Genomic DNA, 22,448 nt, shown 5'->3' with positions numbered 1-22,448 from the left:
CTATCCAACAAAGACAAAGCGCCGGGCGAAACCCGGCGCTTTGCAAGCTAGAGCATTTCCAGCAAAAGTGCGTAGCGCCTACGCGGGGAAATCAGTCCACTGGACTGATTTATGGTCCCGCTTCGATGCGTAGGATAATGCGTAAAAGCAAATAGATAGAGCGGTTCCACGATTCCTTTTTAACAGGAACCGCTCGCGTCACGAATCCTTGAAACGCGCCTGAATGCTCTGTGACAGCAGCGCCACCGGGCGGGTCTGATCGCCGGGCGGGTTCCACAGCAGTTCCTCAATCTCGCTGGAAGCGACCGGCACCTGACCGTCCTTCAGCGTGAGATGGAAAAGCTCTGCTTCCACGGTGGCGTCCACCTCATTGGCGGCTGGGGCCGACATCTTCGCCGCATAGCGCAATTGGCTGGCGTCGATGCGAATGCCAAGTTCTTCCTCGATCTCGCGAATAAGCGCGATTTCCGGCTGTTCGCCTGCATCGATCTTGCCGCCGGGCTGGAAGAATATCGCGCTGCCGCGCTTGCGCACGAGCAGGAACCGGCCTGCCTCGTCGCGGATGATGGCTGCTGAAATGCGAATCGTTTTCATGATGCGGCAACTTCTTCCCGTGGGCGGATTCCGTCAAGGATGATGGCGCTGACCGCCGCTGCCGTTTCGTCGTAAAAGCCGGGCTTCTGGGTCCGGTCACCGAGAATGGCGGAAACCTGCACCGAGAAATCGGAATAATGCTGCGTCACCGCCCAGATCGTGAAGATCAGATGATAAGGATCAACCGGCGCGATGCGCTTTTCGGCGATCCACCGATGAATGACGGCTGCCTTCTCATCGACAAGCTGCTTCAGATGCCCTTTCAGAAAATCGGAAATGGCTGGTGCGCCGTGCAGGATTTCATTGGCAAACAGGCGCGAGGCTTCTGGCTTTTTGGCCGATATTTCCAGCTTCACCGCAATATAGCGGCGCAATTCATCCAACGGGTCGCCCTCCGGGTCGATATTCTCGAAAGGCTCCAGCCATGTGGCGAGCGTATCTTCCAGCACGGTGACATAGATGTTCTGCTTGCGCGGAAAATAATAGAGCAGGTTCGGCTTCGACATTCCCGCCTTCTCGGCGATCTGGTCGATGGTCGAGCCGCGAAATCCATAGTTTGAAAACACTTCCAGCGCCGCGTCGAGAATGAGCCGGCGATTGATGCCCTGAATACGCGTCGCACCTTCCGTCTTTTCGGGCGCGGTTGGGTCCGCAGATGGGGGTGCTGAAGGGGCTGTGGCCATTTGACACCTTTCGGCAGTGTAGAATTTTTCAAAAGCGCTTGACCGTCTTCGAACGCTCTTCTAGCCTGCATTTTGACCAACTAGTCAAGTTTTTGCAATTCAGGCAAGAATATTGTGGCCAAAGAGCCGGGTCGCGGGAACTTATAAGCGAGTGGATACGAGCCTTATGCAGATTTGGCGCAGCGTCCAACGCATCCATACAATGAGGAGGTCGAGCGCATGGTGCTCACCAGCAATCTCAGAGTCAATGGCGACCGCCTGTGGGACAGCCTGATGGACATGGCCAAGATTGGCCCTGGTCTGCGCGGCGGCAATAACCGTCAGACGCTGACCGATGAAGACGGCGAAGGCCGCAAGCTTTTCCAGTCCTGGTGCGAAAAGGCTGGACTGTCGATGACCGTCGACACGATGGGCAACATGTTTTTCTTGCGCCCCGGCGAAGACGCCGATGCCGACCCCGTCTATATGGGCAGCCATCTCGACACGCAGCCGACCGGCGGCAAATATGACGGCGTTCTGGGCGTTCTGGGCGGGCTCGAAGTCATGCGCACGCTCAACGACATGAACATCCGCACCAAGCGCCCCATCGTGGTCACCAACTGGACCAATGAGGAAGGCACCCGCTTCGCGCCTGCCATGCTGGCTTCCGGCGTATTTGCAGGCGTGCTGGATCAGGACTGGGCCTATCAGCGCACTGACGCCAAGGGCAAAAAATTCGGCGATGAGTTGGAGCGCATCGGCTGGAAAGGCGACGAGCCGGTCGGCAAACGGAAAATTCACGCCATGTTCGAACTGCATATCGAACAGGGGCCGATCCTTGAGGCTGAAAACAAGGATATCGGCGTTGTCAGCCATGGTCAGGGCCTGTGGTGGCTGCAAGTGACGCTGACCGGCAAGGAAGCGCATACCGGCTCGACGCCGATGAAGATGCGCAAGAATGCCAGCCTCGGCCTTGGCAAGATGCTGCAACTCGTCAACGAAATCGCCATGGCGCATCAGCCGGATGCGGTTGGCGGCGTCGGCCATATCGATGTTTCGCCGAATTCGCGCAATGTCCTGCCGGGCACGGTCGTGTTCACGGTGGATTTCCGCTCGCCCAATCAGGATGTGCTGGACGGCATGAAGGCGCGTTTCGAAAAGGAAGCGCCGAAGATTGCCGAGGAACTGGGCATCGGCATCGAAATCGAAGTGGCTGGCCATTTTGATCCCGTCACCTTCGACAAGGGCTGTGTGGAAGCTATCCGCAATGCCGCCGAACGGCTTGGCTACAGCCATCGCGATCTTGTTTCCGGCGCTGGCCACGACGCCTGCTGGGTCAATCGCGTTGCACCGACGGCAATGGTCATGTGCCCCTGCGTCGACGGGTTGAGCCACAATGAGGATGAGGAAATTTCGAAGGAATGGGCGTCGGCGGGAACCGACGTGCTTCTGCATGCCGTATTGGAGACTGCTGAAATTGTAAGCTGATTTCACTGCCATCCAATACAGCACCTGTGTTCATACAAAACCAAAAAGGGGAACGAACAGTGGCTAAGACTGGAGCATCCAAGGTCATCAAAGGCGGCACCGTCATTACCGCCGACCGCACCTTTAAAGCCGACGTTCTCATCGAAGGCGAGAAGATTGCTGCCGTTGGCGACAATCTGACCGGCGATGAAATTATCGACGCGACCGGCTGTTATATCATGCCCGGCGGCATCGATCCGCATACCCATCTGCAAATGCCCTTCATGGGCACCTATTCGTCCGACGATTTCGACACCGGCACGGCGGCGGCCCTTGCGGGCGGCACGACCATGGTGGTCGATTTCGTGCTGCCGGATTCCGAAGGCAACCTCCTCGACGCGCTTCAGGAATGGTTCCAGAAGGCGGGCAAGGCGCGCACCGATTATTCGTTCCACATGGCGATTACCGGTTGGAACGAGCGCACCTTCAACGAGATGGCCGAAGTGGTGAAGCGGGGCATCAACACCTTCAAGCATTTCATGGCCTATAAGGGCGCGCTGATGGTGAATGACGACGAGATGTTCGCCTCGTTCCAGCGCTGCGCGGAACTGGGCGCCATGCCGCTCGTTCACGCCGAAAACGGCGATGTTGTCGCCCATTTGCAGGCCAAGTTGATGGCCGAAGGCAATAACGGGCCGGAAGCCCATGCATATTCCCGCCCGCCGGAAGTGGAAGGCGAAGCCACCAACCGCGCCATCATGATCGCCGATCAGGCAGGCGTACCGCTTTATGTCGTGCATGTTTCCTGCGAGCAGAGCCACGAAGCAATCCGCCGCGCCCGACAGAAGGGTATGCGCGTGTTTGGCGAACCGCTGATCCAGCATCTGACGCTGGATGAAAGCGAATATCATAACAAGGACTGGGATTATGCGGCGCGCCGCGTGATGTCGCCGCCCTTCCGTGACAAGGTCAATCAGGACAGCCTGTGGGCGGGTCTTGCGGCTGGCAGCCTGCAATGCGTCGCGACCGACCATTGCGCCTTCACCACCGAGCAGAAGCGCTATGGCATCGGCAATTTCACCAAAATTCCGAACGGCACCGGCGGTCTGGAAGAGCGCCTTCCGGTTTTGTGGACGCGTGGTGTTCGCACCGGTCGTCTGACGCCGAACGAATTCGTGGCGGTGACTTCGACCAATATTGCGAAGATCCTCAACATCTACCCGCAAAAGGGTGCTGTCCTGCCGGGGGCCGATGCCGATCTGGTCATCTGGGACCCGGAAGCCACCAAAAAGGTTTCGGCCAAGACACAGCACTCCTCCATCGACTACAATGTGTTCGAAGGTTTTGAGCTGAAGGGCCTGCCGGTCGTGACGCTCTCTCGCGGTCGCGTTGCCTATAACAAGGGCAAGGTTACCGCCGAGCCGGGCGACGGTCGCTTCATCGAACGCGAGCCGAACGGCGCGGTGAACAAGGCGCTGTCGCAGTGGAAGGAAATCGTCGCTCCGCGTAAGGTGGAACGCAGCGCAGAACATATGCCGATAGGGGTCTGACACATGGCTCTAGCTCAGCTTCGGGAACCGCGCATGAATGTGAATGACAGCATGGCCCCGGAGAGGGGCTTGGAGAATGCGCAGACGGTAATCGACATCAAGGATCTGTCATTGGTTTTCGAGACCAATGACGGGCCGGTCCATGCGCTGTCCAATATCAACCTCGCGATCCAGCGCGGCGAGTTCGTTTCCTTTATCGGTCCTTCGGGTTGCGGCAAGACCACGCTGATGCGTGTGGTCGCCGATCTCGAACAGCCGACCTCCGGTTCGGTGAGCGTCAACGGCATGACGCCCGCCAATGCCCGTCTCGACCGCTCCTACGGCTATGTATTTCAGGCGGCAGCCCTGTTTCCATGGCGCACGATCGAGGACAATATCAGCCTGCCGCTGGAAATCATGGGCTATTCCAGGGCGGAGCGTCAGGCGCGGATCGAGAAGAACCTCGCGCTCGTCAATCTGACCGGCTTTGGCAAGAAGTTTCCATGGCAGCTTTCCGGCGGCATGCAGCAGCGCGCTTCCATCGCGCGCGCCCTGTCGTTTGACCCCGACATGCTTTTGATGGACGAACCCTTTGGCGCGCTCGATGAAATCGTGCGCGACCACCTCAACGAACAGCTTCTGAAACTCTGGGCCGCGACGCGCAAAACCGTCATCTTCGTGACCCACTCGATCCCGGAAGCCGTGTTTCTTTCCACCAAGATCGTGGTGATGAGCCCGCGTCCGGGCCGCATTCATGAAATCATCGACTGCGACCTCGGACCGGATCGGACGCTGGATATTCGTGAATCGGAGGCTTTCCTGAAAATCGCCCATCGCGTGCGCGAAGGCCTGCGGCTGGGGCATATCCATGAGTAGAGCTCGCGGCCCATATGCTGTTGCTGGAGGCCGCAAATGAAAGCCTTCCTGCACGACAAATTCATTCCCGTGACGACGGTTCTCGCCGTGTTCGTCGCGCTCTGGTATGGGCTGGCCGTTTTTCTCAATGCGCCATTCGAGCGCGATCAGGCAGAGCGCGCCGGGACCGAGGTTTCGTTTTCCACGCTCGTCGCCAATACGATGAACCAGGAGCGCCCGGTTCTGCCAGCACCGCATCAGGTGGCGCAGGAAATCTGGAAGACCGTTTTCGACGTCAAGCCCACGTCCAAGCGCAGCCTCGTCTATCATGGATGGGTCACGCTGTCCTCCACGCTGCTGGGCTTCGCGCTGGGTTCGCTTCTTGGCATCGCGCTTGCGGTCGGCATCGTCCATTCGCGCACGCTTGACAAGAGCCTGATGCCGTGGATCATCACCTCGCAGACGATCCCGATCCTCGCCATCGCACCGATGATCATTGTGGTGCTTAACGCCATCGGCATATCGGGCTTGCTGCCGAAAGCCTTCATCTCGACGTATCTCTCCTTCTTCCCCGTTGCCGTGGGCATGGTGAAAGGGCTGCGGTCGCCGGATGTCATGCATCTCGACCTCATGCGAACCTATAATGCGTCCCGCGCACAGGTGTTCTGGAAGCTGCGCTGGCCTGCCGCCATGCCGTTCCTGTTCACATCGATGCAAATTGCCGTTGCCATCAGCCTTGTTGGCGCAATCGTCGGCGAATTGCCGACCGGCGCCGTGGCCGGACTTGGCGCGCGTTTGCTCGCTGGCTCTTATTACGGGCAGACGGTGCAGATCTGGGCGGCGCTCATCGCCGCCGCATTGATGGCGGGTGTGCTGGTCGCACTGGTCGGGCTGGTAGCGCGCATCGTCAACAGCCGCATGGGCGCGAAGGCGGAAAGGGCGGCGGCATGATGACCGGCATTCTCTCCGTTATCGCCATCATTGTGGTGTCGTGGGTGATTGTGGGTTGGGTTTCCAGCCTCAAGGCCCGCACCCCGCAGGGCCAGAAACTTCTCGACATCGCGGTCCCTGCCCTGTTCGGCATCGCCATGCTGGTGCTGTGGGAAGCAGCCGTCCGGCTGTTCGCCATACCGCAAGTGCTGCTGCCTGCACCTTCCGCCATCTGGGCGCGGATTGTCGATTCCGTGCCGATCCTCTGGGCGGATTTCCGCCAGACCTTCATGAAGGCGGTCATCATCGGTTATGTCGCCGGTTGCGGGCTTGGCTTCATCACGGCCATCATCGCAGACCGCATCCCTTTCCTGCGCAAGGGCCTGTTGCCGCTCGGCAATCTGGCGGCGGCGCTGCCCATCGTCGGCGTCGCGCCGATCATGGTGATGTGGTTCGGTTTCGACTGGGAGTCGAAGGCTGCCGTCGTCATCATCATGACCTTCTTCCCCATGCTGGTGAATACGGTTGCAGGCCTTGCCAGCACCGGATCGATGGAGCGCGACCTGATGGAGACCTATGGCTCCAATTACTGGCAGACGCTGGTGAAGCTGCGCCTGCCCGCCGCCATGCCCTTCATCTTCAACGCGCTGAAGATCAACTCCACGCTCGCGCTGATTGGCGCTATCGTGGCCGAATTCTTCGGTACGCCGATTGTCGGCATGGGCTTCCGCATCTCGGCTGAGATCGGGCGCATGAATGTGGATATGGTCTGGGCCGAGATTTTCGTGGCCGCTCTGGCGGGATCGCTCTCTTATGGGCTGATCGCGCTGATCGAGCGCAAAGTGACATTCTGGCACCCTTCTTACAGGCGGGGGTGAAGCCTTTCCGGCGAAAGCGCGAAGTGCTTTTGCAGGAAAGACGCAGATGTAAGCAGATCCGGTATCCGCCACCATAAGGCGGGACCGTCAACCAGAGGAGAACCAAGCATGAAGAAGGCACTATCCATAGGCCTTGCAACAGCCGGACTTGCATTGGCACTCATGAGCACGACCGCCATGGCCGCCGACAAGCTGACCTTGCAGCTCAAATGGGTTACGCAGGGCCAGTTCGCAGGCTATTACGTGGCCAAGGACAAGGGTTTCTACGAAGAAGAAAAGCTTGACGTCGAGATCAAGCCGGGCGGTCCGGACGTGGCCCCGCCACAGGTGATCGCCGGTGGCGGTGCGGATGTGGTGGTGGACTGGATGCCGTCGGCGCTCGCCACCCGCGAAAAGGGCGTGCCGCTGGTCAACATCGCGCAGCCTTTCAAGAAGTCGGGCATGATGCTGACCTGCCGCAAGGAAACGGGCATCACCAAGCCGGAAGATTTCAAGGGCCGCACGCTAGGCGTCTGGTTCGGCGGCAATGAATATCCGTTCCTGTCCTGGATGAACCATCTGAAAATCCCGACCACGGGCGGCAAGGATGGGGTCACTGTTCTCAAGCAGGGCTTCAATGTCGATCCGCTGATCCAGAAGCAGGCCGACTGCATTTCCACTATGACCTATAATGAATATTGGCAGGTTATTGATGCCGGTATTCCTGCCGACCAGCTCGTCGTCTTCCCCTATGAAGAACAGGGCGTCGCGACGCTGGAAGACGGGCTTTATGTGCTCGAAAAGAGCCTCGATGACCCAGCCATGGTCGACAAGCTGGCACGCTTTGTCCGCGCTTCGATGAAGGGCTGGCAATATGCGTCCGAACACCCGGATGAAGCCGCCGAAATCATTCTCGACAATGATTCTTCCGGCGCGCAGAAGCAGGAAGTTCAGGAGCGCATGGTCAAGGAAATCGGCAAGCTGATCGACGGCTCGGACGGCACGCTCGATGTTGCCGCTGCCGACCGCACGGTCGAAACGCTGCTTGGTGGCGGCTCCGATCCGGTCATCACCAAGAAGCCGGAAGGCGCCTGGACCACAAAGGTCACTGATGCGATGAAGAAATAATCATTGCCATCTCACAATGAAAAAACCCGGAAGCGTGCTTCCGGGTTTTTGTTTGCGTAGCCAGTATTTTTACTTCAGCTTCTCTTCCAGAGCCACGGCCCGAACAAGCTCGCGTTGCAGACGCGCTTCTTCCTCGACCTTCGGCTTGGTGAAGCGTCCGAGCAGCAGATAGGCCACCGGCGTCACATAAAGCGTCGCAATGGTTGCAAGGCCAAGACCCCCGACGATCACCCAGCCGAGCGCCACGCGGGCTTCCGCGCCCGCTCCGCTTGCTAGCACCAGCGGCACGCCACCCAACACGGCGCAAATCATGGTCATGCAGACCGGACGCAGGCGGATATTGGATGCTTCCTCGACAGCCTCGCGTACGCTCAGCCCCTTGTCGCGCAGCTGATCGGCGAATTCGACGATCAGAATGCCGTTCTTGGCCATGATGCCGACCAGCAGCACAAGGCCGATTTGGCTATAGACATTCAGGCTGGTGCCGGTCAGCATCATCGCGACAACCGCACAGCCCAGACCGAGCGGCACCGTCGCCATGACGATCAGCGCGCTGACGAAGCTTTCGAACTGCGCGGCCAGCACCAGCAGAATGATGATGATGGCAAAGCCGAACACCATGGCAAGGCCGGTGGAGGTTTCGCTGAGCGTCGAGGCTTCGGCCAGCGGAATGATATGGCTGCCCGGCGGCAGCAGCGGTGCGGCGATTTCCTGCGCTGCCGTGAAGGCATTGCCGAGCGCGAAATCCGCACGCAGGCCTGTGGTGATGGCCACCGAACGCTGGCGCGTTTCACGGTCGAGCTGCGGCGGCACCGCCTTTTCAACGACGGTTGCGATGGACGACATCGGCACATAGCGACCGTCCGCCGCTTTCATGAAGATGTTTTCCAAATCCGTCGGATCGTTGATCGGATTGGTGGTCGCGACAAACTTCACGTCGAAGCTGCGGTCTCCGACATAGACAGAGCCGATCTTGCGCCCGTCCAGCACCGACTGCACGGCATTGGCAAGGCCGGTAATGTCGATGCCAAGATCGGAGGCGCGCTCACGGTTGATCTCGACGGAAAGCTGCGGCTGCGTCGGCTCCACCGACAGGCGCGGCTGCACGAAGCGCGGATCTTTTTCCAGCGCCGCAACCACGGCCTGCGCGGCAGGCTGAAGCTTGGCGTAGTCGCTGCCGACAATGGCGAATTGCAGTCCGTTACCCGCGCCGCGAATGCCAAGACTGTTCGGCTGCGTCGAGAAAATACGCACGGCGGTGATGTTCTGCACCCGCTTCGTGATATCCGCCATGATCTCCTGCTGGCTGCGGTGACGCTCCTTCCATGGCGCGAGCGTCAGCACCATGAAACCATTGTTGGAGGAGCCACCGGAACCCGCAATGGCATAGGTGGTGACAATCTCGCCATCGTCGCGCAAGGGTTGGATGGCTTCCTCGATCTTGTTGAGCTGCGATTGCAGGAAATCAACACTGATGCCTTGCGGGCCATTGATGCGCAGCAGCGCCACCGCGCGGTCTTCCGACGGCGTCAGTTCCTGACGGATCGTGCCAAAGACCACGACCGACGCGCCACCGAAAAGCAGCGCCACCAGCACGACCACCCATGGCGCGGCCAGACAGGCATGGAGCGTCTTGCGATAGAAACCGGCGAGCGCGCCGCCAATCCGGCGCAGGAACAGCGGTCCATGCGCACCTTCCGTCTCGCCGCTTCCCTCTTTCAGAAAGCGCGAGGCCAGCATCGGACACAGCGTCAGCGCGACGACCGACGACAGCAGAACCGCAATGGCCAGCACGAAGCCGAACTCACGAAACAGGCCGCCCGCCTGCCCCGGCAAAAACGAAATCGGCACAAACACGGCGGCAAGTGTCAGGGTGGTCGCGATGACGGCAAAGAACACTTCCTGCGTGCCCAACACGGCAGCAGCACGCGGCCCCATGCCCTGATTGCGTCGACGCACGACATTTTCCAGCACCACGATGGCGTCATCGACCACAAGGCCGGTGGCAAGCACCAGCGCCAGCAATGTCAGGATGTTGATGGAAAAGCCCGCAAGATAAATCGCTGCGACGGTGCCGATCAGCGCCACCGGCATGGAGAGCGCCGGAATGAGCGTGGCGCGAATATCCCACAAAAACATGAAGATGATCGCTACCACGATGATCACCGAAGCGATCAGCGCAATCTCGACTTCGTGGATGGCGCCATTGATGAAGCTTGCATCATCGCTGGTGACGGCGATGTTCACGCCCGGCGGCAATGTCGTTTGAAGATTGGCAACGGCGGCGCGCACGCCTTGCGAAATATCGAGCGTGTTGGACTGCGCCTGACGCACGATGCCAAGGCCGATTGCCATTTTGCCGTTGGAACGCACGGCAGAACTTTCCACATCGGGGCCGAGCGTGACAGTGGCGATATCTCGGACCTGTGTACGGCCCTTGATATAGACATTCTCGAAATCTTCGGGCTTTTCCAGATTGGCCGTCGCGCGCACCACGATGGCCTGATCGGAGCTGCGCAGCGATCCGGCTGGCGCATCCAGCCCCATGGAATTGAGCGCGGTCGCGACATCGGCCAGCGTCAGCCCGTAGCTTGCAAGGCGCGCCTGATTGATATCGATGCGAAAAATCTTGGCGCGGTCGCCATTGATCTGCACATCGGCCACGCCCGGCACTGCCGACAGCACATCCTGAATCTGATCTTCGATCAGCACGGTCATGTCGTCGACCGACATGGAGTCCGACGTCACGGCCAGTCGCATCACGGGATCGGCGTTCGAATCCGCCTTGATGATGCGGGATGGATCGGCCTCTTCCGGCACCGTGTTGGCGACGCGTGAAATCGCATCGCGCATATCGGCAGCGGCAACGTTGAGATCGACACCGTCATTGAACTCAACCGTCACGCGGCTGCGCTCGAAGGACGAGGTGGAGGAAATCGACTTGACGCCGGAAACACGCGCAACGGCGTTTTCCAGAACCTGCGTCAGCTGGCGGTCGATGGTTTCGGCGGACGCGCCGCTGAAATCCGTGCTGATCGTAACCACCGGACGATCCACATCGGGCAATTCACGAATATCGACGCCGGTAAAAGCGGCAAGGCCCGCAACGACGATCAGAACATTGACGACAAAGGCGAAGACCGGACGACGAATGAAAAGCGCCGTCGAACCGCCCCGCTCGGCGGATGGTGATTTATGGTTGCTCACCGGCGCGCCCTCAACCGGCAACGCGCTTGGTAGGCGCAGGCTCGGCGCGGGCGGTGCCCTGCTCCTCCATCACGCGCACGGGCGCTTCATCGCGCACGGTCTGCACCCCTTGCGTGACGATCATGTCGCCCTGCTTGACCGGACCGTCCAGAAGAATGCTCGTCGCATTGCGCTGCACGACACGCACGGCGACCTTTTTTGCCAAACCCTGCTCGATGCGCCAGATATAAGAGCCGTCCGCGCCCCACTGGATCGCCAGCGGATCGACAGACGGAAACCGGCTGCCGGGGAAAAGCACGGTGACGTAGAACGACATGCCGGCGCGCAGGCGATCTTCGGAATTATCGACCTCGGCCCGCACATGCATCGTGCGGCTCGCCTCATCGATCATATTGTCCACGGCGTTGATTTCGCCCTTGTGGGTTTCCCCCGGAAAGGCCGTCGTTTCCGCCGTCAGCGGCTGGCCAACCTTGATCTGCGGCGCAAAACGCTCAGGCACCCAGATATCGACCAGCATCTTCGAGCGGTCGTCAATGCGCGCAATGGAGGTCTGCGCGGTGACATAGTTGCCAGCATTGACGGGCAGAATGCCCACCACACCCGAAATCGGCGAGCGCACCGTGCGGCGGTTCAAGGCAAGTTGCGCGTCCTTCAGTGCAAGTTGCGCATTGGCGACGGCCAGTTCGGCTTCGACCGCCTGAACACCGGTTGCGGTGTTGGTGGCGCGCAGCCGCTCAATACGCTGCCGGGTCGTCTCAGCATCTTTCAGGGCCGTTTCAGCCTTGGCGACGGCAATTGTCTCGGTATCCGAATCGAGTTCTGCAATCGGGTCGCCAACCTTGACGCGGTCGCCCGCCTTGACGAAAAGTTTGTTCATATAACCGCTGGAATAAGGCGTGATCGAAACAGTGCTAAGCGCACGTGCAGAACCAATGACGGTCAGGCGATTGTTGATCGTTTCCTCGCTGGCCGGTTCGACGACGACCAGCGGCGCCCTCGCGCCGGATCGGGCAGCGGATTGCTGAGTGCGGGGCGTGTCAGCGCCTGCGGCGGCGTTTTCCGGCGCAGCGTTCTTCTGTTTATAGGCGTTCCAGCCGCCCGCAGCGGCCAGAACAATAAGCAGGCAGAGTGCAATCTGCTTCCACGATTTCATTCAGCTCTCCGGCAGGCCCCGTCCCGTCGCTGCCCGACGGGCCTGTCTTTTCAAAAATATACTTTTTTGCACGACACGTCGAATGCCCGACCATTCGCGACAACCTATCGGCAAGATGGTTACCGCCTGCCCATGACAGGGATTCGATGGAGAAATAGCTAACACATCCCCATATTGCTTTTTTGCATCGCCTCCCAAGAAGGTCGAATTAAATTTCGGTAATCCTTGCACCCAACAAGTGACGACCACATTTAAATCGATACAATAAAGCCTGTTGGAAATCTCCCCCGCCACCATATATAGGAAGCTATATTTATTGCAGTATCGAGACTCATAGACATATCGGACGCGCTGCACCGGCCAACAGCCCCAGTCGCCGTCTATTTGGAATCAGGTTATGGCGGTTGTTGAAAAGACCATAGTTCCGGGCGTTGCTCCGATAGAAACCGCTGCGCCGGACGGAAGCGCCGAGGATCGCACCTCGCCGGCGCAATTTACGCGGCTGCGCTGGCAGAACCGCCTTTCCAGCAAATTGCTTCTGCTTATCGTTCTCGCCGTTCTGGTAGCGGAAGTTCTGATTTTCGTGCCGTCCATCGCCAATATGCGCCTGCGCTGGCTGACATCGCGCCTCGATACGGTGGGCGCAGTCAGCGAAGTGCTGGCGGCAAGCGCCAATATGGACGTGCCGCGCGCCATTCAGGACAAGGTGCTGCTCGTTACCGGCACCAAGGCGATTGCACTGCGCGAAGCTGGCGCGTCACGCCTTCTCGCCATGTCGGAAGTGCCTGGCAAGATCGATCAGGTGATCGACCTCGACAATGTCAGCGAAGCGGCGTCCATCTGGGACGCCTTCAGCACGCTTTTTCACGGTGGCGACCGGACATTGCGCATCTACGGTTCCGTTTCGCCCACCACGTCGCCGGGGCGCGTGATTGAAATCGTCACCTCCGATGCGCCCATGCGCCGCGCCATGTTGCTCTATGCCCGTAACGTGGCCGTCATTTCGCTGATTATTTCGGTGATCGCCGCCAGCCTGATCTATCTCATCATCCATGAAATGCTGCTGCGCCCGGTGCGCATCATGCATCGCAACATGATCGATTTCGCAACGACGCCCGACAATCCAGCGCTCATTCTCGTGCCGGAAAACCGCAAGGACGAGTTCGGCATTGCCCAACGACAGATTGCCCACATCCAGAGCGATCTGCAACGCACGCTGAAGGAACAGAAGCATCTGGCCGATCTCGGCCTCGCCGTATCGAAGATCAATCACGACATGCGCAATATTCTGGCTTCCGCGCAATTGATGTCGGACCATCTGTCTGACGCCAAGGACCCGATGGTGAAGCGCTTCGCGCCGAAGCTGATCCGCACACTCAGCCGCGCCATCAGCTATTCGGAAAGCGTCATCGCCTATGGGCGCTCGCAGGAAGCGCCGCCGACGCCGCGCCGTGTCAACCTGCACGCCATCGTCACGGATGTGCAGGAAAGCCTCAATCTGGAAAGCGAAAGCGGCATCGAGTTCGACAATCGCATTCCTGACGACTTCGAACTGAATGTCGATTCGGAACAGCTGTTCCGCGTGCTGAGCAATCTTTGCCGCAATTCCGTGCAGGCCATGGAGCGCGACGCTACCGGCGGTGCCGCCGCGGTGAAGCGCCTGACGCTCTCATCTGGACGAATCGGCACCACGGCGATCATCGGCGTTGAGGATACGGGGCCCGGCCTGCCGCAAAAGGCGCGCGACAATCTCTTCACGGCGTTCAAGGGTTCGACCCGCAGCGACGGCACCGGACTGGGCCTTGCCATCGCGCAGGAGCTTATTCGCGCCCATGGCGGCAGTATCGAGCTTCGCGAAGACCGCCCGATCGGCGCGCATTTCGAGATTCGTCTGCCTGATTTGCCTGCACAGCGCGAAAGAGAACAAGCGCGGCGCGAAGAAACCGTGTGACTGGGGAAAAACCCCAGGGAAAACAACGGTGAAAAAGCCCGGAAATCCGGGCTTTGACAAGAAATCTTCACAGAACGGCATTTTTTTCTCACAAGACGCTTGCATTTAGCAATGGGTCCGATTATCAACCGCCCATCGCCGCAGCGAGCGGCGCCAAGGCAAGCACCCGTAGCTCAGCTGGATAGAGCACCAGACTACGAATCTGGGGGTCAGAGGTTCGAATCCTTTCGGGTGCGCCATTTCTTTTCAAGCATTTAGCGAAGATTTCACGACAGACTGATCGACAGGTCTGACTTCGCTTTTTTGCTTATTCCATTGCAAAACGGATTGCCGGCGTCGTCTCTGCAAAACGCAGCGACGGTGAGGCGGCCCCCGCCCTATTCCACCGAATCCATAACGCATTGATATGTGACGCCCTGCGACGTGATGGCGATTTTGGACAAGGTCTCGAATGCAATTTCATAGCCCTCGCCCGCAAATTTGCTGCCGGAGCTGGAGGGCACCTTCTCAAGAAGACGGTCGCGGCTGAAAGCGCTCAACCGGATATGGTTGGGGTCGTCGGTCGAGGTGAAGACATCGATGACATTGTCGTGGTCGCATACATAGGAGATGCGGTCCTGATCGGCTTCAGCATGGGCCAGAGACGGCATCAGGATCAAAACAGCACCGAACAGCCAACGCATGGACAAACCCCTCCTGAGACCCGCAACGCGCTTCTGTCGGAATGAAGCAGACAGGCGTTGACGGCTTCCTTTAGGTGCATCCGAATGAAACGCCGTCCCAATCGGCTGCACGACACTCCCACATAACGAATTGTCGGCAATCCGCGCAAGAGATCATGCAATCAACCGCTGTGAAAAGCGGCAACACGCAAACATTGTCGCTTAAAATGCAGCATTCTTTCTTGGAGAAGAAGTGGTGCCCGGAGGCGGATTCGAACCACCGACACGCGGATTTTCAATCCGCTGCTCTACCAACTGAGCTATCCGGGCATCCTGTCGCAAGCACTTGGTCTTGCTTGTGGCGGTGTTGGTGTCCGCCGGAAGTGGGTGGGTTATAGCATTAAATTTCGCGCTGTCCAGCACCGTATCGCATTTTTTATGCGCTTTTCTCACAGTTTCTCTAATGTTTTGATTTCACATCAGAAAAAGCGCCAAAAACCCTAATTCTCGCCCTCATCCTCGTCGCCCAGAGGCTTGCCGGGGATGACATAGCTTCCCGAAAGCCAACGATTGAGATCGATGCTTTTGCAGCGCGGCGAACAGAACGGATAGCTGTCACGCGCCGAAGGCTTGCCGCATTCCGGGCAAGGTCGTGTCGGGCGCAGCGGCGTCACGCGTGCGCCTGCTGCTGCGGATATGTCCTTCTTGCCGTTCATGGCTGAACCTTAAACTTTTCCGGTGCTCCAGTTGGCATAGACCGGATAATCACCGTCAGCCAGCAGGCTTACGGTTTCCTGAAGCGGCAGGCCGACCACATTGCTGTAGGAGCCGACCAGCTTGACGACAAAACTGCCTGCAAGGCCCTGTATGGCGTAGCCGCCAGCCTTGCCGCGCCATTCCCCGGAAGAGAGATAGGCGTCGATCTGCTGGCGCGACAGGCGCTCAAAGCGCAGGCGTGTTTCCACCAGGGTCTGGCGCAGATTGCCGTTCGGCAAAAAGAGGCAGACGCCCGTAAAGACCTTATGGGTACGGCCCGACAGAAGACGCAGACATTCACGCGCCTCATCGGCGGTTTCCGCCTTGGGCAGAATACGCCGCCCGACCGCGACGACCGTATCGGCCGCGAGCAGGAAGGGCTTGACGAAATTGGCGTCGCTTTTCAGTTGCGCCAACGCCGCTTCAGCCTTTTCACGCGACAGACGACGCGCCAGCGAGCGGGGATGCTCGCCACGCTGCGGCGTCTCGTCTATGTCCGCAGGCTGGATATGATCCGGCTCGATACCGGCCTGCCCAAGCAGTTCGATCCTGCGAGGAGACCCGGAAGCCAGAACCAGCTTGTGTTGCGCAACTGTCGTCAAGAACACCCCCGAAACGGCTGCCCGTGCGTGATAAGCTTACTTGAAGCGGTAGGTGATGCGACCCTTGGTCAGATCGTAAGGGGTCATTTCGACCAGAACCTTGTCACCAGCCAGAACGCGGATACGGTTCTTACGCATACGGCCAGCCGTATGAGCGATGATTTCATGTTCGTTTTCGAGCTTCACGCGGAACATTGCATTCGGCAGCAGTTCCGTAACAACACCCGGAAATTCGAGGACTTCTTCTTTCGCCATGCGATACCTGTTTCTTTCTTCGATAAAAGCGTCCGAAAATGGACTCTGATCCTAAATTTGGCCGGAACCTATATGATTAGGCGGCATTTGTGAACAACGGAATTCCGTGAACTTATTTCGGGCTGAAACGCTGCAAAATCTGCGTCTTCAACCGATCCCGCACATCGCGATAAGCATTCATGATCTGCTCGCGGCTGCCGGTGACCAGCGTGGGGTCTGGTGTCGGCCAATATTCCACATCCACGGAGAAACCGCGCATGCGCTCCAGCACCGTATGGTGGGCAAGCGGTGTCAGCGTCACAATGAGATCGAAATAGCCGTCGGCCAGTTCTTCAATGCCCCGCGGCTGGCGGTCGTCGAGCGAAAGACCCTCTTCCGAAAGCACCGCATCCACGAATGGATCGCGTTCGCCCCGTTTCACACCTGCAGAAGCCACATATATATTGGGCGGCAGCAGCTTTCTTGCAAGAAGTTCGGCCATCGGCGAGCGGATCGCGTTCTTGCCGCAGACGAAAAGCAGGGATGACGGCAGTTTCTGTTTCGGGCCGCCATCGCCCTCTCCATCATCCTGCGCGCTTTCAACATCAACGGCGACCATGCAGGCTCAACCTCGCCAATGCAGCACGCAGACAAGCGTGAACAGTCGCCGCGCCGTGTCAAAATCGACTTCGATCTTGCCCTTCAGCCGCGCCTGCAAGGTTTGCGACCCTTCATTATGCAGTCCGCGCCTGCCCATATCGATGGCTTCGATCTTGCTTGGCGTGGCCGAGCGGATCGCCTGATAATAGCTTTCGCAAATCATGAAATAATCGCGCACCACGCGGCGCAGCGGGGTCAGCGACAATATATGCGTCGCCACATCGTCCCCGCTTTCGCGGCTTATGGCAAAGATCAGCCGCGTTTCCATCAGCGACAGCTTCAGCCTGTAGGGACCGCCGGTCTCGTCGCCAATCGGGTGAAAGGAATTCTCCTCGATCAGATCGAAAATCGCGACCGCGCGTTCATGCTCGACGTCAGGCGTCGACCGCCCGATGGATTCATCGAGCTCGACATCAACAAGACGGGCATTGGGAACGCCAGCGGTCATGATGCCTCATAGATTGAGCCGGATGGCGACTGACTTGGCGTGCGCGTCAAGACCTTCGGCGCGCGCGATTTCGATGGCAGCAGGGCCGAGAACCCGCAACTGGTCCGGGCCAAGCTTCAAAAGCGAGGTGCGCTTCATATAATCAAGCACATTCAGGCCCGACGAGAAGCGGGCCGAGCGCGCCGTCGGCAGCACGTGATTGCAGCCGCCCACATAATCGCCGATCACTTCCGGCGTGTGCGCGCCGATAAAAATGGAACCGGCATTGCGGATTTTCGGCAGCAGCGCTTCCGGGTCGGCGACGGCGATTTCCAGATGTTCGGCAGCGATACGGTTGGCGAGCGGAACCGCCGCCTCGAAATCCTCCACGAGAATGACCGCGCCGAAATCGCGCCAGCTTGCCGTGGCAGTTTCAGCACGCGGCAGCGTCAACAACTGACGCTCAACCGCCGCTTCCACATCCTTGGCCAGCGTTTCGTCATTGGTCATGAGGATGGATTGTGCGGCAGTGTCATGCTCTGCCTGCGCAAGCAGATCGGCAGCGATCCAGTCCGGATTGTTGTCCTTGTCGGCAATCACCAGAACTTCCGACGGACCAGCGATCATGTCGATGCCGACCGTACCGAAAACAATACGCTTGGCAGCCGCGACATAGGCATTACCGGGGCCGACGATCTTGGCGACCGGCTTGATGGTTTGCGTGCCATAGGCAAGCGCGGCAACGGCCTGTGCCCCGCCGACGCGGTAGATTTCCGAGACGCCTGCGAGACGCGCTGCAACCAGCACCAGCGGATTGAGAATACCGTCGGGTGCGGGAACAACCATGACGATGCGCTCGACGCCCGCCACCTTGGCGGGCACGGCATTCATCAGAACCGAGCTTGGGTAACTGGCCGTGCCGCCCGGCACATAGAGGCCAACCGCCTCGATTGCCGTCCAGCGCGAACCAAGCTCGACGCCAAGCGCATCCGTGTAACGGTCATCCTTGGGCAACTGTCGCGCATGGTGGCTTTCAATGCGCTCATGCGCCAGTTTCAGCGCTTCGACGGTGGATGCGGGCGCAACTTCAAAAGCCGCGTCGATTTCAGCTTCCGTGATGGCAATGCCGGTCTTTTCCAGATCGATACGGTCGAAGCGGCGCGAATAGTCGATCAGCGCCGCATCACCTTCGCGTCGCACGCGCTCGACGATTTCGCGGGCTGCGAGGTCCACGTCTTCCGAAACTTCGCGCTTGCCGGACAGAAAGGCTGCGAATTGCTGTTCGAAGTTCGGATCGGTTTGTCTGAGCGTCGTGACCACGCTTTTATTCCTTTAAATAGTCCAGATAAGAGCAACCGCCCGCATGGCAGCAGACGCGATGCGTCGAAGTTACATTGTCATACGCCGTGACGCGGGAGCGATTCCGTTTCCCAGGCCGCGCCCAGATCCGTCAGCTGCGCTTCGATGCATTCCACCGAAAGACGGATAGCGGCATTTGCCGAGAATGTCAGTTCTATTGTGCCCGCAGGCGCTTCGCCGGGGACAAAACCGATCGTCAGCAGCGACAGGACATCATCCTGCTTCTGGCGGTCGATGCCAGTGGCCTTGGCGGCAGTGACGCGGTTGAAATGCAAAGCGGCGCGGCGGCGTTGATATTGCGGCTTGCGCAGGAATTTCGGCCGCGCCTCTTCCCAGACGAAACGGTTCGCCGTCAATAAAAAGCGCTGCTCTTTGGCGATAAATTGCAGATCGGAGACTTTGAGAACCGCGTCCTGAAGATGGGCGGACAGGACCTGTAAATCCTCTTCATCCAACGCCACAAGCTTCAACATATCCATGGTCCGCACCGATTTCCTGTCATGTTCAAAACAACCGCCCGACATCGCATCCAGATTGGCGACATGGTTGGTTCACGAAGCAACTTTGCTCAATGGTTTGAGACAACTTTGCTCAATAACTTTGCATGTCGGCAGAAAAAAATCGACAGGCTTTTCAAGCCTGTGATCAATCAGCGTGCCAGAATGAAAAAGCCGGAGCTTGATTTAAGCTCCGGCCCTTGCCGATTATCCGCTGATGCGTTCGACATTCGCGCCGCAACGCGAAAGCTTTTCTTCCAAACGCTCGAACCCGCGATCCAAATGATAGACGCGGTTGACGACGGTTTCGCCTTCAGCGGCAAGGCCCGCAATAACCAGCGATACCGATGCGCGCAGATCGGTCGCCATGACCTGAGCGCCCTTGAGGCGTTCCACGCCTTCAACGGTCGCGGTCTGGCCGGACAGCGAAATCTTCGCGCCGAGACGCGCCAGTTCCTGCACATGCATGAAGCGGTTTTCAAAGATCGTTTCGGTGATGTGCGACGTGCCCTTGGCCTTGGTCATCAGGCCCATGAACTGTGCCTGAAGGTCGGTCGGGAAGCCCGGGAACGGATCGGTCGTGACATCGACCGGATGGATGCCATGGCCATTGCGCACCACGCGCAGACCGCTATTGGTCTCGGTGATTTCCGCACCGGCCTGACGCAGCGTATCGAGCGCCGAGGAAAGCAGGCTTTCCTGTGCGCCTTCGAGCAGCACGTCACCGCCGGTCATGGCGACCGCCATGGCATAGGTGCCGGTTTCGATACGGTCGGGAATGACGCGAACGCGCGCGCCGGAAAGGCTGGTGACGCCCTGCACGTGGATCGTGCCGGTGCCTGCACCCGTGATCTTCGCGCCCATTGCATTGAGGCAGTCGGCAAGATTGACGACTTCAGGCTCACGTGCCGGGTTTTCGATGATCGTTTCGCCCTTGGCGAGAACAGCGGCCATCAGCATGACATGCGTTGCGCCGACCGAAACTTTCGGGAAGTGATAGCGCCCGCCGACAAGACCGCCCTTCGGCGCACGCGCCTTGGCATAGCCGTTTTCGATGTCGATTTCGGCACCCAGCGCCTGCAGGCAATCGAGCAGCAGATCAACGGGGCGCGTACCAATAGCGCAACCGCCTGGCAGGGACACGGTTGCTTCGCCCATACGCGCCAGAAGCGGGCCGATCACCCAGAAGCTCGCACGCATTTTCGAGACCAGCTCATAAGGCGCAGTGGTATCGACGATGTTGCGGGCTGTGAAATGGATGGTGCGGGAATAAGCGCCGTTCTGGTGTTCGCGTCGGCCATTGACCGAATAATCAACGCCATGATTGCTCAGAATGCGGATCAGCTGCTCGACATCGGCCAGATGCGGCACGTTTTCGAGCGTCAGCGTATCGTCGGTCAGGAGCGAAGCGATCATCAGGGGCAAAGCGGCATTTTTTGCGCCCGAGATCGGAATGATTCCATTCAGCTTATTACCGCCGACGATTTTGATGCGATCCATGCTGTTTCCCCTTCTGGGCCGGGGCTTCTCCCCCGGTAATCGATTTGAAGCCGTTGGAACGCGTTTCGATCGGGATAATCGGATCGACACTCCAACTGTTTGTTTTCAAGCACATCTTATCCGAAAACCGGTTCACCCTTTTCGGGATGTGCTGTTGCTGCTGCCTGAACGGCGCGGCGGCGGTACATGACAAATGACGAGTCTTGCGGCGGAATTACGTTCGAACGCGAATCGCTTTTGAACGACAATGGCAACCGAGAACAGAAAAGCGCTTTTACCTTAGCCGACGTTTCTCTTCAAGAAAGGCTTTCCAAGCTAAAGCGAACTCTTATTTGGTCGGCTGATGCCCTATTCCTTTTCTTGCCCCGCTTCTTTCCCGGCGCTGGCAATGCCGTCGGTGCGCTCATCCGCTTCGCCGGAGCGTCGCGAGCGTGACTGTTCCTTGCGGCGCATCAGATTCGCGCGCAGCTGATCGGCCAGCCGCTTTTTCTGGCGGTCCAGCTGGTTTTGTCGTTCCTGATTGATCGGTTTTTCGCTCATGAGCCGTGTTTACTACGAGAAAAAGCGCCGGAAAAGCGGCTTGAAGCGCAGCTATACGCAGATTTCCACATTATGTGAAAAGAAATGCATTTGGTCGCTTGCGATTTGCGCAATGATGTGTCAGAAGTCCGCCGCACTCAAGAGAATGCTGCGGTAGCTCAGTGGTAGAGCACTCCATTGGTAATGGAGAGGTCGAGAGTTCAATCCTCTCTCGCAGCACCATTCATCTCTTTGATTTGGCAAATTTTCCCTGAAAATTGATCACGAATGTCACGGCTTTGTGCGATAGCATTTTAGCGCATTCTTACCCGTTGTTTTTTCATCGGATGGTCGAAGATCGCCGGTGAAACATTGGCGTCCAGCCTTTGAAGAAATGGGAAACTCAGGAGAGGATATTTTATGCTGTGGACCTTGTTCGGCATTCTTTCGGGTGCCTGCATCGCCATTCAGGCGCCGATCAATGCAGCTCTTGCGCGCGGACTTGGCTCCCCACCGACTGCCGCTGCGATTTCATTTCTGGCAGGTGCAGTCATTCTCGCCATCGTCTCGACCATAACCGCAAAGGCGACCGGCAACCTTCCCACATTCAATGTACCCGCAGGCTGGCTGTTCGTCGCGGGCGGCGCGCTGGGCTGTATCTATGTCACCGCATCGATCCTGCTGACACCGCGCATCGGCGCAGCAGCCGTGATGGGCCTTGCCGTGGCCGGGCAGTTGATGGCCGGTCTACTTGCTGACCGCATCGGCTTCATGGGCGTCGCCGTGCGAGAGATCACCGCCGGACGTGTCGCAGGCGCCGTGCTCCTGCTTACCGGTGCCCTGATGATCCGCTTTCTGTAAAAGAAAACGCCGCGCTTCAAAGCGCGGCGTTTTCGTAT

22 protein-coding genes and 3 tRNA genes are annotated in these 22,448 nt (G+C 58.7%); 10 read left to right on the top strand and 15 right to left on the bottom strand.

Going from position 1 to position 22,448, the window contains the following annotated elements; genetic code table 11:
* Positions 1 to 198: 198 nt before the first annotated feature.
* The gene (locus ABWW11_RS02880) at positions 199 to 594 is read right to left on the bottom strand and encodes an NUDIX hydrolase (protein ID WP_109368321.1); all 396 of its coding nucleotides are present in this window, start codon (positions 592 to 594) and stop codon (positions 199 to 201) included.
* A complete protein-coding gene (locus tag ABWW11_RS02875; RefSeq protein WP_109368320.1) occupies positions 591 to 1,277 on the bottom strand; it encodes a TetR family transcriptional regulator C-terminal domain-containing protein in 687 nt (228 codons plus the stop codon). The genes ABWW11_RS02880 and ABWW11_RS02875 overlap by 4 nt, the downstream gene beginning before the upstream one ends.
* Before the next feature lie 219 nt (positions 1,278 to 1,496).
* Here ABWW11_RS02875 and ABWW11_RS02870 point away from each other — a divergent pair, with 219 nt between their 5' ends.
* The 6 genes from ABWW11_RS02870 (at position 1,497) to ABWW11_RS02845 (ending at position 8,022) form a co-directional block, all read left to right on the top strand.
* Positions 1,497 to 2,744 (top strand): Zn-dependent hydrolase, encoded by a 1,248-nt coding sequence (locus tag ABWW11_RS02870; RefSeq protein WP_109368319.1) that lies wholly within the window; start codon positions 1,497 to 1,499, stop codon positions 2,742 to 2,744.
* Positions 2,745 to 2,803: 59 nt separating this feature from the next.
* Entirely contained in the window at positions 2,804 to 4,273 is a 1,470-nt protein-coding gene (hydA, locus tag ABWW11_RS02865) for a dihydropyrimidinase (RefSeq protein ID WP_109368318.1), read from the top strand.
* A 3-nt stretch (positions 4,274 to 4,276) separates the two neighbouring features.
* Positions 4,277 to 5,128 carry an ABC transporter ATP-binding protein gene (locus tag ABWW11_RS02860; RefSeq protein WP_371830896.1) on the top strand — a complete coding sequence of 284 codons (852 nt, stop codon included), beginning with the start codon at positions 4,277 to 4,279 and terminating at the stop codon, positions 5,126 to 5,128.
* 36 nt (positions 5,129 to 5,164) lie between these two features.
* Positions 5,165 to 6,058 (top strand): ABC transporter permease, encoded by an 894-nt coding sequence (locus ABWW11_RS02855; RefSeq protein ID WP_109368316.1) that lies wholly within the window; start codon positions 5,165 to 5,167, stop codon positions 6,056 to 6,058.
* Complete coding sequence (locus tag ABWW11_RS02850; RefSeq protein WP_109368315.1) at positions 6,055 to 6,915, top strand: ABC transporter permease; 861 nt, start codon at positions 6,055 to 6,057, stop codon at positions 6,913 to 6,915. Before ABWW11_RS02855 ends, ABWW11_RS02850 begins: the two co-directional genes overlap by 4 nt.
* A gap of 108 nt (positions 6,916 to 7,023) precedes the next feature.
* A complete protein-coding gene (locus ABWW11_RS02845; RefSeq protein WP_109368314.1) occupies positions 7,024 to 8,022 on the top strand; it encodes an ABC transporter substrate-binding protein in 999 nt (332 codons plus the stop codon).
* Between the two features lie 69 nt (positions 8,023 to 8,091).
* Here ABWW11_RS02845 and ABWW11_RS02840 read toward each other — a convergent pair whose 3' ends face one another.
* Positions 8,092 to 11,229, bottom strand: a complete 3,138-nt coding sequence (locus tag ABWW11_RS02840; RefSeq protein ID WP_109370160.1) for an efflux RND transporter permease subunit — start codon at positions 11,227 to 11,229, stop codon at positions 8,092 to 8,094.
* A 10-nt stretch (positions 11,230 to 11,239) separates the two neighbouring features.
* Positions 11,240 to 12,382: an efflux RND transporter periplasmic adaptor subunit gene (locus tag ABWW11_RS02835; protein WP_109368313.1), complete on the bottom strand. Its 1,143-nt coding sequence runs from the start codon at positions 12,380 to 12,382 to the stop codon at positions 11,240 to 11,242.
* Positions 12,383 to 12,779: 397 nt separating this feature from the next.
* Between ABWW11_RS02835 and ABWW11_RS02830 the strand changes: the two genes are divergently transcribed.
* Both ABWW11_RS02830 and ABWW11_RS02825 read left to right on the top strand, forming a co-directional pair.
* Positions 12,780 to 14,333: a sensor histidine kinase gene (locus tag ABWW11_RS02830; RefSeq protein WP_109368312.1), complete on the top strand. Its 1,554-nt coding sequence runs from the start codon at positions 12,780 to 12,782 to the stop codon at positions 14,331 to 14,333.
* A gap of 162 nt (positions 14,334 to 14,495) precedes the next feature.
* Positions 14,496 to 14,572, top strand: a tRNA-Arg gene (locus ABWW11_RS02825).
* 138 nt (positions 14,573 to 14,710) lie between these two features.
* Here ABWW11_RS02825 and ABWW11_RS02820 read toward each other — a convergent pair.
* The 11 genes from ABWW11_RS02820 to ABWW11_RS02770 all read right to left on the bottom strand — a co-directional run bounded on the left by ABWW11_RS02820 (position 14,711) and on the right by ABWW11_RS02770 (position 21,570).
* On the bottom strand, positions 14,711 to 15,016 hold the full coding sequence (locus ABWW11_RS02820; RefSeq protein ID WP_109368260.1) for a hypothetical protein: 306 nt from the start codon (positions 15,014 to 15,016) through the stop codon (positions 14,711 to 14,713).
* Positions 15,017 to 15,249: 233 nt separating this feature from the next.
* A tRNA-Phe gene (locus ABWW11_RS02815) sits at positions 15,250 to 15,325 on the bottom strand.
* A gap of 170 nt (positions 15,326 to 15,495) precedes the next feature.
* A complete protein-coding gene (gene yacG / locus ABWW11_RS02810) occupies positions 15,496 to 15,711 on the bottom strand; it encodes a DNA gyrase inhibitor YacG (RefSeq protein WP_109368259.1) in 216 nt (71 codons plus the stop codon).
* Between the two features lie 9 nt (positions 15,712 to 15,720).
* A complete protein-coding gene (locus ABWW11_RS02805) occupies positions 15,721 to 16,353 on the bottom strand; it encodes a Maf-like protein (RefSeq protein ID WP_109370155.1) in 633 nt (210 codons plus the stop codon).
* Between the two features lie 36 nt (positions 16,354 to 16,389).
* Positions 16,390 to 16,608, bottom strand: a complete 219-nt coding sequence (infA, locus tag ABWW11_RS02800; protein ID WP_002965531.1) for a translation initiation factor IF-1 — start codon at positions 16,606 to 16,608, stop codon at positions 16,390 to 16,392.
* Between the two features lie 112 nt (positions 16,609 to 16,720).
* Positions 16,721 to 17,206, bottom strand: coding sequence for an arsenate-mycothiol transferase ArsC (locus tag ABWW11_RS02795; protein WP_235858902.1), 486 nt, complete (start codon positions 17,204 to 17,206; stop codon positions 16,721 to 16,723).
* A 6-nt stretch (positions 17,207 to 17,212) separates the two neighbouring features.
* Entirely contained in the window at positions 17,213 to 17,695 is a 483-nt protein-coding gene (locus ABWW11_RS02790; protein WP_109368258.1) for a UPF0262 family protein, read from the bottom strand.
* A gap of 6 nt (positions 17,696 to 17,701) precedes the next feature.
* A complete protein-coding gene (hisD, locus tag ABWW11_RS02785; protein WP_109368257.1) occupies positions 17,702 to 18,994 on the bottom strand; it encodes a histidinol dehydrogenase in 1,293 nt (430 codons plus the stop codon).
* Positions 18,995 to 19,071: 77 nt separating this feature from the next.
* A complete protein-coding gene (locus ABWW11_RS02780) occupies positions 19,072 to 19,512 on the bottom strand; it encodes a DUF2948 family protein (protein WP_109368256.1) in 441 nt (146 codons plus the stop codon).
* A gap of 225 nt (positions 19,513 to 19,737) precedes the next feature.
* Entirely contained in the window at positions 19,738 to 21,030 is a 1,293-nt protein-coding gene (gene murA / locus ABWW11_RS02775; protein WP_109368255.1) for a UDP-N-acetylglucosamine 1-carboxyvinyltransferase, read from the bottom strand.
* Between the two features lie 348 nt (positions 21,031 to 21,378).
* A complete protein-coding gene (locus tag ABWW11_RS02770) occupies positions 21,379 to 21,570 on the bottom strand; it encodes a hypothetical protein (RefSeq protein WP_109368253.1) in 192 nt (63 codons plus the stop codon).
* Positions 21,571 to 21,717: 147 nt separating this feature from the next.
* Between ABWW11_RS02770 and ABWW11_RS02765 the strand changes: the two genes are divergently transcribed.
* Together ABWW11_RS02765 and ABWW11_RS02760 are read left to right on the top strand one after the other, a co-directional pair.
* A tRNA-Thr gene (locus tag ABWW11_RS02765) sits at positions 21,718 to 21,792 on the top strand.
* A 177-nt stretch (positions 21,793 to 21,969) separates the two neighbouring features.
* The gene (locus ABWW11_RS02760) at positions 21,970 to 22,410 is read left to right on the top strand and encodes a DMT family transporter (RefSeq protein ID WP_109368252.1); all 441 of its coding nucleotides are present in this window, start codon (positions 21,970 to 21,972) and stop codon (positions 22,408 to 22,410) included.
* The last annotated feature ends 38 nt before the right edge of the window (positions 22,411 to 22,448 follow it).

The organism is Brucella sp. NBRC 113783 (assembly GCF_040372265.1).
Taxonomy (GTDB): Bacteria; Pseudomonadota; Alphaproteobacteria; order Rhizobiales; family Rhizobiaceae; genus Brucella; species Brucella teleogrylli.
The sequence above is the reverse complement of the archived record's forward strand: the minus strand, read 5'-3'. Positions and strand labels throughout refer to the sequence as shown.

Bases quoted from the DNA above. Each gene is read 5' to 3' on its own strand.
- ABWW11_RS02880 (WP_109368321.1), bottom strand. From the start codon at position 594: ATGAAAACGATTCGCATTTCAGCAGCCATCATCCGCGACGAGGCAGGC.
- ABWW11_RS02875 (WP_109368320.1), bottom strand. From the start codon at position 1,277: ATGGCCACAGCCCCTTCAGCACCCCCATCTGCGGACCCAACCGCGCCC.
- ABWW11_RS02870 (WP_109368319.1), top strand. From the start codon at position 1,497: ATGGTGCTCACCAGCAATCTCAGAGTCAATGGCGACCGCCTGTGGGAC.
- ABWW11_RS02860 (WP_371830896.1), top strand. From the start codon at position 4,277: ATGGCTCTAGCTCAGCTTCGGGAACCGCGCATGAATGTGAATGACAGC.
- ABWW11_RS02855 (WP_109368316.1), top strand. From the start codon at position 5,165: ATGAAAGCCTTCCTGCACGACAAATTCATTCCCGTGACGACGGTTCTC.
- ABWW11_RS02850 (WP_109368315.1), top strand. From the start codon at position 6,055: ATGATGACCGGCATTCTCTCCGTTATCGCCATCATTGTGGTGTCGTGG.
- ABWW11_RS02845 (WP_109368314.1), top strand. From the start codon at position 7,024: ATGAAGAAGGCACTATCCATAGGCCTTGCAACAGCCGGACTTGCATTG.
- ABWW11_RS02835 (WP_109368313.1), bottom strand. From the start codon at position 12,382: ATGAAATCGTGGAAGCAGATTGCACTCTGCCTGCTTATTGTTCTGGCC.
- ABWW11_RS02830 (WP_109368312.1), top strand. From the start codon at position 12,780: ATGGCGGTTGTTGAAAAGACCATAGTTCCGGGCGTTGCTCCGATAGAA.
- ABWW11_RS02820 (WP_109368260.1), bottom strand. From the start codon at position 15,016: ATGCGTTGGCTGTTCGGTGCTGTTTTGATCCTGATGCCGTCTCTGGCC.
- yacG (WP_109368259.1), bottom strand. From the start codon at position 15,711: ATGAACGGCAAGAAGGACATATCCGCAGCAGCAGGCGCACGCGTGACG.
- infA (WP_002965531.1), bottom strand. From the start codon at position 16,608: ATGGCGAAAGAAGAAGTCCTCGAATTTCCGGGTGTTGTTACGGAACTG.
- ABWW11_RS02795 (WP_235858902.1), bottom strand. From the start codon at position 17,206: ATGGTCGCCGTTGATGTTGAAAGCGCGCAGGATGATGGAGAGGGCGAT.
- ABWW11_RS02790 (WP_109368258.1), bottom strand. From the start codon at position 17,695: ATGACCGCTGGCGTTCCCAATGCCCGTCTTGTTGATGTCGAGCTCGAT.
- ABWW11_RS02780 (WP_109368256.1), bottom strand. From the start codon at position 19,512: ATGGATATGTTGAAGCTTGTGGCGTTGGATGAAGAGGATTTACAGGTC.
- murA (WP_109368255.1), bottom strand. From the start codon at position 21,030: ATGGATCGCATCAAAATCGTCGGCGGTAATAAGCTGAATGGAATCATT.
- ABWW11_RS02770 (WP_109368253.1), bottom strand. From the start codon at position 21,570: ATGAGCGAAAAACCGATCAATCAGGAACGACAAAACCAGCTGGACCGC.
- ABWW11_RS02760 (WP_109368252.1), top strand. From the start codon at position 21,970: ATGCTGTGGACCTTGTTCGGCATTCTTTCGGGTGCCTGCATCGCCATT.